Origin of the sequence: Curvivirga aplysinae (assembly GCF_009711445.1) — a bacterium.
GTDB lineage: Bacteria > Pseudomonadota > Alphaproteobacteria > UBA8366 > Aestuariispiraceae > Curvivirga > Curvivirga aplysinae.
The window spans coordinates 69,733-79,333 of sequence record NZ_SMMC01000216.1 but is presented as its reverse complement, the minus strand read 5'-3'; the positions used below and the strand labels follow the sequence as shown (position 1 = coordinate 79,333).

Annotated in this window: 8 protein-coding genes; 7 read left to right on the top strand and 1 reads right to left on the bottom strand. The window is 41.3% G+C overall.

Translation table 11 applies throughout. The annotated features are described in order from the left end of the window. The first annotated feature begins 292 nt into the window (after nt 1–292). Both E1160_RS17045 and E1160_RS17040 read left to right on the top strand, forming a co-directional pair. Nucleotides 293–802, top strand: a complete 510-nt coding sequence (locus E1160_RS17045) for a molybdopterin-dependent oxidoreductase (RefSeq protein WP_218048985.1) — start codon at nt 293–295, stop codon at nt 800–802. Nucleotides 803–933: 131 nt separating this feature from the next. Further along, nucleotides 934–2,298 carry a sensor histidine kinase gene (locus E1160_RS17040; protein WP_218048984.1) on the top strand — a complete coding sequence of 455 codons (1,365 nt, stop codon included), beginning with the start codon at nt 934–936 and terminating at the stop codon, nt 2,296–2,298. A 45-nt stretch (nt 2,299–2,343) separates the two neighbouring features. Here E1160_RS17040 and E1160_RS17035 read toward each other — a convergent pair whose 3' ends face one another. Further along, nucleotides 2,344–3,306, bottom strand: coding sequence for an NAD(P)-dependent oxidoreductase (locus E1160_RS17035; RefSeq protein WP_155157428.1), 963 nt, complete (start codon nt 3,304–3,306; stop codon nt 2,344–2,346). A gap of 123 nt (nt 3,307–3,429) precedes the next feature. On the opposite strand from E1160_RS17035, the gene E1160_RS17030 reads away from it, so the two are divergent. The 5 genes from E1160_RS17030 (at nt 3,430) to E1160_RS17010 (ending at nt 9,509) form a co-directional block, all read left to right on the top strand. After that, nucleotides 3,430–4,332: a LysR substrate-binding domain-containing protein gene (locus E1160_RS17030; RefSeq protein WP_155157426.1), complete on the top strand. Its 903-nt coding sequence runs from the start codon at nt 3,430–3,432 to the stop codon at nt 4,330–4,332. Between the two features lie 46 nt (nt 4,333–4,378). Next, nucleotides 4,379–5,065: a fumarylacetoacetate hydrolase family protein gene (locus E1160_RS17025; protein ID WP_155157424.1), complete on the top strand. Its 687-nt coding sequence runs from the start codon at nt 4,379–4,381 to the stop codon at nt 5,063–5,065. Between the two features lie 135 nt (nt 5,066–5,200). Then, nucleotides 5,201–6,922 carry a sensor histidine kinase gene (locus E1160_RS17485; protein ID WP_218048983.1) on the top strand — a complete coding sequence of 574 codons (1,722 nt, stop codon included), beginning with the start codon at nt 5,201–5,203 and terminating at the stop codon, nt 6,920–6,922. 9 nt (nt 6,923–6,931) lie between these two features. After that, on the top strand, nt 6,932–8,278 hold the full coding sequence (locus E1160_RS17015) for a sigma-54-dependent transcriptional regulator (RefSeq protein ID WP_155157420.1): 1,347 nt from the start codon (nt 6,932–6,934) through the stop codon (nt 8,276–8,278). A 226-nt stretch (nt 8,279–8,504) separates the two neighbouring features. Next, on the top strand, nt 8,505–9,509 hold the full coding sequence (locus tag E1160_RS17010) for a TRAP transporter substrate-binding protein (protein ID WP_155157418.1): 1,005 nt from the start codon (nt 8,505–8,507) through the stop codon (nt 9,507–9,509). Nucleotides 9,510–9,601 lie beyond the last annotated feature (92 nt).

Below are 9,601 nucleotides of genomic sequence, written 5' to 3'. Positions count from 1 at the left end.
ATCTTTGGCATTAAATCATAAATAAGGCGTAATTATGTTGAATTAAAACGTAATTTATATGTCAACCAGATAGCAGCTGTAAAAACACAAACAGAAGCGGGCTGTAAGATACATTTTCTTGAGGTCACTGTTTGGTTTGTTATCGATTTAATGTCAAAGATTAAACACAGATTATGAAACTGAGATCGTTGATATTAACGTTTAAAACGAGAGTTGAGGGATTTTTCACTCTCCATTCTTCTTAAAATACAGTATGATAATTGTGAGTTATCAAGATACTGAGGAGGTGACCTTGAAAAAACTTTTTAACGTTGCAGTTTTTCTTATCTCTCTTTCTATCGTTGGACCTGTATCAGTTGCGTCTGAACTTCCCAAGCCAACAGATAAAGTCATTCTTTCCGTCTCGGGCCAAATCGACAAAACGAACAAGGATGGTCATGCGGAGTTTGATCTGGCTATGTTGGACGCGCTTCCTCAAACAACATTAACAGTTGAAACGCCATGGACCGAAGGGAATGTTAGTTTCTCTGGGCCTCTATTGCGCGATTTTCTTGATATGGTCGGCGCATCTGGAAATGTCATACAGGCAAAAGCCTTAAATGACTATATGGTGGTTATTCCAATGGAGGATGTGCAGGAATTTGATGTTATTCTTGCCACATCTCTTGATGGGAAACGTTTATCTGTAAGAGATAAAGGGCCTGTTTGGATTATTTATCCATGGAATGATGATGAAGATTTGAGAGTGGAAACCTATTATGCGCGTTCAATTTGGCAATTGAAAAGTATGGTTATTGAATAAGACAAAGCAAAGTTTTTGAAGCTGATATGCGGCAATTTGTAGCAAAGAATTTTAAGAGATTATTGATGTTTCTCGCGTTTTGCCTATGTCTTAGCGCGATTGTATCTTTATATTCTTTTCAAAAAGAATATATGCGTCAATCAAAAGAGTTCCGGGATAACTTTGTTTTCTTTGTCTATCAGCTTGAACGTGAAGCCGTAAAATCTGAATTGCTACTCAAAGAATTTGCGTTAGAAAAAACGCCAGAAACGCGAGAGGCATTTTTAGGTCAATTTGATATTCTATGGAGCCGTGTTGCCTCTCTTGAAACAGGAAGTTTGGGCACAGAGTTTCTGTTATTAGAAAATAGTCGATCTTCTATCCCAAAATTACAATCAGGGCTTGAAACGATTGATGCATATATCATTGCAAATGAGTATACAGATCAAAGTCTTGGTAAGATGGCCGATGAATTAACCGCAATGGCTGAGTTAGGGCGTGAATTATCTCTTTCTGCGTTATTTGTGCATCAGGAACAGTCGCGCTTGCGTCGCGAAAACTTGGCCAATATTTATGTTGCAGCGATCGCATTATTTTCTCTGGCCTTAATCCTTGGCGTCATGCTTTCCATATATCTTTTGATGCAGAATAGGAGGCTAATACATCTTGGAAAGACTTTAGAGAAAAAGGTTCATGATCGAACACGTGATCTTCAGCAAAATAATCAACAATTACGTCAGGAAATTGAAGAACGTAAACGCGTGATGAAAGAGTTGAAGCTCAGCCAAAATGTGGCCGAAAGAGCGAATAGAGCGAAAACTCAATTCTTGGCAAATATGAGTCATGAGTTAAGAACCCCTCTGAATGCAATTATTGGTTTTGCCGAAGTAATGAAAAAAGAAATATGGGGGCCAATTAACGAGCCTAAATATCAGGGTTATGTGAATGATATCCATAGTAGTGGACGACATTTAAGTGACTTGTTGAAGGAAATTCTAGACCTTACCAAAATCGAAGCCGGAGAGGTTAAAGTCGTTCGTGAAGTTACTCCATTAGATGACTTGTTAAAAGATGTGGAAAGATTAAGCCGTATCTTATGCGAACGTAATCAAAGTGAATTGGTATTTGAAAAGGATCAGAAGTTAAACCTTAATGTGGATGCGACCATGATTAAGCAAATTTTGCTGAATTTCGTATCCAATGCCTTTAAACATGCTGGTCGGGGATGCCGGGTTGAAATTCGATACGAACTTGAAAAAGATTTCAAACTAATCATCTCTGATAATGGTAAGGGAATAGCCAAAGAAGATTGTGATGTTATTCTTGAGCCATTTAAACAAGCAAGAAATGCAGTTTCAATTGCATCAAGCTTAGACAGCGCCTCAGGTACTGGTATTGGCTTATCTATTTCCATTCGCTTGGCAGAATTACATGGCGGCACCATAAAAATACAAAGTGAATTGGGTAAAGGAACAGAAGCTATTTTGATCCTGCCATTAACTTCTGTCGCGGATTGAAGCTTTCAGAGAAAGAAAAGGGCCGCATCTGCGACCCTCTATTTATTAGTCTTTGCGACCTTCAATGACGACTTCATATCCTTTTTCCTCAGGCTCATCGTCAACCATTTCTGGTGGGAAACCTTCGCCAAGTACTTTGACGCCGCAAGGTTCTTCGATGCGACGAATAATATTTGGGGATAATTCACGTGATCCGAATTTTTCTTCACCGTCTTTAAAGATATTCACCAATAACGGGGCGATTTCCAGATCCATCCCTTTACGTTTTGTTAGTTCGTGAAAGATACCGACATCCTTAGAAACCAGATCCATGGTAAAGTTGATATCCCGACTGCCATTGAGGATGACTTGTGACTCTGTTTCATGGACAAATGAATTACCAGAAGAAGCTTTGATCGCTTCATAAGAGACATTCATATCCATACCTAATACTTTACATGCAGTTAAAGCTTCGGCAATGGATACTAGGTTCGCAGTTGCCAGATAATTGGTCACAACCTTCAACACGGACGCAGACCCGATCTCACCCGTATGTAGGATACGACGTCCCATTGTGGTCAGGATTGGCAACACTTTATCAAAGGCCTCGCGTTTGCAACCAGCAAAGATAGAGATATTACCTGTATCTGCACGATGACATCCACCAGATACCGGGCAATCAACCGCAAATGCACCTATTGCTTCAACTTTATCAGCGATACGGCGTACTTCAGTTTCGTCTGTTGTGCTCATTTCCATCCAGACTTTACCTTCGGACAGGCCGGCAATAATACCGTCTTCTGCTTCCATTACTTGAGAGCAAGCAGAAGGTGATGGAAGACATGTGATGACCACATCACAATTTTCTGCGAGCTCTTTCGGAGAGGATGCAGACTTTGCACCTCTATTTACAAAATCATTTACGAAATCTTCGTTTAAATCGCGTACGGTTACATCATACCCATTACGTAATAAACTGCCTGCCAATTTACTGCCGACATTGCCAAGTCCTACAAAACCTACTTTCATTTTTTTCCCTATCGATTAGTTGGTTATTCTATTTGCAGAATTAACTGCTTAGAATTTTTTAACAATTGATCTTTTTTTGCTTATTGGTAAATTATTTTTACTTATTGTTTGGGAGCGCAATAAATGAAAGAACTAAAGGGTGAATTGCCACCTTTAAAATCTCTACGTGGTTTCGAGGCCGCAGCGCGATTAGGATCTGTGAGTATGGCCGCGGATGAGTTAAGCCTGACGCATCCTGCGATCTCTCATCAAATCAAGATGTTGGAAGAGCATCTTGGCTATCCTTTATTTGAACGTGCAGGACGCCATATTCAACTAAACGCAGAAGGTAAGTTTTATTACGGTTATATCCGTAAGGCGCTTGAAACATTACTTGAAGGGCAAGAAGCTTTAACGAAGAGATGGGAGGAGCGGCCATTTCGGGTGCAAGCCTATATTACATTATCAATTAAATGGTTAGCAGGTCGTTTAAATAGATTTCGAAACTTGGCACCTCATATTGATCTTCATTTAAATACATCTGGTATCGATTGGGAATTTGATGAAGATAATGCTGATATCGCAATCATCTATTCGGACAAAAAGATACCGGATGGATATGGGTGGACGTCTTTATTTGAAAGTAAGATTTTCCCGGTATGCAGTCCCAAACTTGCTAATGAGAACAGTTTGAGCGCGGTTGATCTAAATAATTTGCCCCTACTTATCGTCAATTCAGAAAGTGATTTTTGGAACTGGGATCAATGGTTTCATTCAGCAGGTGTGGCACATCACGAGGGAAAAGGAAATCTAAGTGTGGATACTCTGGCTGTTGCACTTGAAATGGCTTGTGCTGGTGAAGGGATTGCATTGGTGAATGGGCCTGTCGCAGATGGTGATTTGGCATCGGGTCGTTTGGTAAGGCCCATTAATCATATGTGTAAAGGCAAAGGGGAATGGGGATTAATCTATCAGGAAAATATGATGGACGATCTGCGTGTGAAGTTATTCTTAGATTGGGTTTGCGAGGAAGCAGGAAATCTGTAATTTTCTATGTAATGATTTCCAACATATTATATGGAAAGTTTCCCAGATGACTGATTTTGTTATTACAGCACCGCCGCAAGTATCTATTCCGGTAAAAGACAGCTCCTCCAAATTTCCAGTACGTCGGGTATATTGTATTGGCCGTAATTATGCTGACCACGCTATAGAGATGGGGCACGATCCCGATAAAGAACCACCATTTTTTTTCCAGAAAGATGCCGATAATCTGGTTTCGGATGGTGTTTTTCCCTACCCAGTTCAATCAAATGATGTGCATCACGAAGTAGAAATGTTAGCCGCGTTAAAATCGGGTGGGCGGAATATCTCTGTCAATCAAGCTTTGGAGCATGTGTATGGTTACGCAGTTTGTTTAGATATGACACGTCGTGATTTACAAGCGGTACAAAAGAAAATGAGAAGACCTTGGGAAATTGGCAAATCTTTTGAGGCTTCTGCGCCAGTGGGGATAATTACACCAGTATCAGAAAATGAACATTTATCAGACGCATTGATTGAATTAAAAGTGAATGGCGAGGTCCGTCAAACAGGCAACCTCAATCAAATGATTTGGAAGGTGGCAGAGATGATTTCATACCTATCCGATTATTTTGAACTCGCCGCAGGTGATGTGATTCTATCTGGTACGCCAGCAGGTGTTGGTCCCGTTGAAAGAGGGGATAAGCTATGCGCGCATATTGATGGGCTGGAAGATTTACATGTTTCTGTTGTTTGACCTGACATGTTAAAAAACACTATCTTGAAGATGAGTTACACTATAGGGCATTAATCCATTTTGCTTTCAAGACGTCACAAATTTATTGGTTTTTCTCTTTTGCTGCTCGTTGTTGTGACGATGGTGACCTTTACGGTGTCTCGTTCATATTTCCTAAAAGAAATGGCGATAGAGGCACGGGCAGAAACATCGATTTATAAAGAGGTTGTGCAAGGGTGGCTTGGCAAATTTAGGCCATTACCGTCAACCTATGCGGCCTATCCTGAAATCCGATCCGTTCTTATCAATCCGTCTCCTTTCAACGTTGATATCGCTAATCGTGTTTTAGAAAATTGGAGCAGCGCCTCAGGCGCATCGGATGTGTATCTGTTGAATGCAAATGGCTTAACAATCGCGGCATCTAACTGGGATAATCCGGTCACTTTTATCGGGCAGAATTATAGTTTTCGACCCTATTATACACAAGCTATGCAAGGGCGATTAGGGCGCTTTTTCGCCCTTGGTGTGATTTCCGGTAAACGTGGATATTATTTATCTCATCCTGTGCGATATGAACACCAAACCATTGGTGTCATTGTTGTTAAATTGACAGTAGAAGAGATTGAACAAGAACTTCGTGCGCGTCAGAATGAGATATTTGTAACCGATGAGGCAGGGGTGGTAATTATCGCAAGTCATCCTGATTGGCGGCTTAAAACGGTAGATATTTTGAATGATAAGGCGATTTCTCGAATTGAAACAGAACGACAATATTCGGTCGATACACTGGATCTTTTACCTATTGATAATGTGGAGGCAAAACCGGATCAGAAATTTGGTGCTTTGGTGTCGACTGTGGCGGATCGGTCTGAAAAGCGGAAAACCGAATTTTTACAATATGCACTACCTATGACCGCAGAAAAATGGAATATCCATCTGTTAGTGCCCACAGAATCGGCGCGTATCTCTGCAATGTTGGTAAGTTTGGTTGTTTCTTCCATCTTAACAGTGGCGTTACTGATTGCTGTCATCCTATTACAGCGCCGTGATCGCTTGATGCAAATGCTTGAATTTCGTGAACGTGCCCGATTGATGTTGGAAAATAAGGTTGAAGAAAGAACAGCTGACTTGAAACGCAGTAATGAAGAATTGCGTCAAACTCAGTCTGAACTTATTCAAGCAGGTAAAATGGCAGCCCTTGGGCAAATGTCGACGGCCTTAAGCCACGAGTTTAATCAACCCCTGACGGCGATTAGAACTTATGCGGAGAACGCGAATGCATTTATGGATCGCGGTATGGATGATAAGGCGTCGGAAAATATGCGGCGTATTTTGATCCTTACAGAACGTATGGCGAAGCTATCTAAACGATTATCAGCTTTTGCACGAAAACCTAATGATAATGTTGCCGTCATTCGTTTACGGGATGCGGTTGATGAAGCTCTGGAGTTATTACAAGCGCGAATAGAACGATCGGGTGTTGAACTGTCTGTTTCGGTTGATCCGAAGCTTTGTTTTTTGGGGGGGCAAGTTCGGCTTCAACATGTCTTGATGAATTTGATCGTGAATGCCATGGATGAGATGACTGAGCGTGATGAGAAATGGATCAAGATAGGTTCAGAACGAGTTGAGGATAAGGTGATTGTAAGAGTTCAAGACTCTGGCGCTGGTGTGCCTGAAGAAATAAAAGATAAAATCTTTGATCCTTTCTTCACCACAAAAGAAGTTGGTAAAGGGGTCGGGCTTGGTCTCTCAATTTCTTATAATATTATTCGTGACTTTGGTGGTGTCATGCGTGTTCATAATGAAGTGCAAGGTGGTGCCTGTTTTACCCTTGAATTAAATGCAGCCAATGAAAATGATCTAGAGGAAAAGTAATAGATACTCATGTCTGATATTTCTGTAATTCTTATCGATGATGAAGAAGATGTACGTGAAGCAGTCACACAAACTTTGCAATTGGAAGGACTTGAGGATATCAAATCTTTTGCCCGTGCCGATCGCGCTTTGGAACATATAGGGCGTGGATTTGATGGTGTGGTGATTTCAGATATTCGAATGCCACATATGGATGGCATGGAATTTCTGAAGCAGGTTGGGGAGATCGATCCTGATTTACCTGTTATCTTGATTACTGGGCATGGTGATGTTGCGCTGGCAGTAGAGGCCATGCGTGTTGGCGCTTATGATTTTGTTGAAAAACCATTTGCACAGTCTCGTTTAATTGATGCGGTGCGTCGTGGCGTTGAAAAACGTCAACTAACAATGGAAAATCGTCGTTTAATGGAGACCGTTGGGCAACGTGATTTGTTGGAAGCAACATTACGTGGTCGATCCCAAAAGATGGTAGATATTCGTAAAAACCTGCGTACTTTGGCTTTAAGTGATGCAGATATTCTATTGTTGGGTGAAACTGGAACAGGTAAGGATTTAACCGCGCGTCTGATCCATGATTTGTCATCGCGTAAAGATAAGCCTTTTGTGGCGTTGAATATTTCTGCGCTTCCACAAGCTTCATTGGAATCTGAGCTCTTTGGTCATGAAGCAGGTGCCTTTGCTGGTGCTATGCGTGCACGTGTAGGGAAGCTGGAACATGCACGTGGTGGCACTTTATATCTTGATGAAATCGGCTCAATTCCCTTATTCCTTCAGGTGAAATTGTTACGTATGATCGAAGATCGTGTAATTGAACGTTTGGGCTCTAACCAAAAAATTGATTTAGATATTCGTATTATCGCCGCTTCTAAAGATGATTTATCAGCACGCGTAACAGATGGGGCGTTTCGCGATGATCTATATTATCGCCTTGCTGTCGCCTCTGTGACCTTGCCCCCCTTACGTGATCGTATGGAAGATGCGCCAGAATTGTTTCATCATCTTGTCGGGAAGGCTGCCCTACGCCAGAAAAAGGAGCGACCTGAAATCTTACCTGCTGATTTAAACGCTGTCGCACAAACCGAATGGCCGGGGAATATCCGTGAATTAAGAAATGCAGCGGATCGCTTTGTTATGGGACTTGGTTTGCCTCAACAAGCGGTAACTGAGCAGGCAGATGATCTGGCAACACAGATTGATCGCTTTGAGAAAAATGTGCTTGCAGCAACACTTGCAAGTCATGCGGGCTCCTTAAAATCTACCTATGAATCATTAGGACTTTCACGGAAATCTCTTTATGAAAAGATGAAAAAACATGGCCTTCAACGAGAAGATTTTGCCGAAGATGGTGATGATTAAACTATGATGTACCGAATCCTACCCATAAAATCCCCCCTTTGGGTAACATCGGAAACATTTGGCAGTTTTTCTTTCTGATTCCGTAAATTACTAGCTTTCTAACTCTTGAAATGCATCACAGCTATGGGCCTTAATGCGAACCAGCCGTGATATGCGGTCTTTGTCATGCATATAAAAATTAAAAGCAAGGGCGAAGAGTTGAACCATCTTTTAGGGAGATAATCTCATGCGTAAATCTATTCTAGCTATGACAGCTGCTTCTGTTTTGGCATTGGGTGCTGCATCTGCACAAGCATCTGAACAATGCCAACCAGGCGAAATCGTCATTAAATTCAGCCATGTAACAAATACAGACAAGCATCCAAAAGGTATTGCTGCTTCTTTATTGGAAGAACGTGTAAACAAGGAAATGGACGGTAAAGCTTGTATGGAAGTTTTCCCGAACTCTTCTTTATATAATGATAACAAAGTATTGGAAGCTATGTTGCAAGGTGATGTGCAAATGGCGGCACCAAGCTTGTCTAAGTTTGAAAAATTCACAAAGAAATTCCGTATCTTTGATTTACCATTCGTATTTGAAGACATTAATGCCGTTGATAAATTCCAAAATTCCACAGCTGGTCAGGAGTTGAAAGATTCCATGCAACGTCGTGGTCTTCAAGGCTTGGCATTCTGGCATAATGGCATGAAACAAATGTCCGCAAATAAACCATTGTTGGAGCCAACAGATGCGGACGGCTTGAAATTCCGTGTACAAGCATCAGAAGTATTGGTAGCACAATTTGAAGCATTAGGTGCAAGCCCACAAAAGATGTCCTTCAAAGAAGTATATGGCGCATTGCAACAAGGCGTTGTTGATGGTCAGGAAAACACATGGTCAAATATCTATGGTAAGAAATTCTTTGAAGTTCAAGACGGTGTAACAGAAACAAACCATGGTATTCTTGATTACTTGGTAGTGACATCCGCTGAATGGTGGGATGGTCTTCCAGCTGATGTACGTGATCAATTGTCCACAATCATGGCTGAAGTTACCGAAACACGTAACCAAGAATCTTTCAAAGTGAACCAAGCAAATAAAGCTAAGATCATCGAAGCTGGTGGTACAGTGCGTCAATTGACTGCTGAACAACGTGAAGCTTGGGTGAAAGCATTGAAACCTGTTTGGGATCGTTTCTCTGGTGATATCGGTGATGATCTCATCAATGCTGCATTGGGTTCCAACAGCTAAGCCTTCAAATTTGATGGCAAAAATTTGGGGAAGCCTGCACATGATTGAAATTGTGCAGGCTTTTTCTCAAAGAAATAACTAGTTTTTAATTT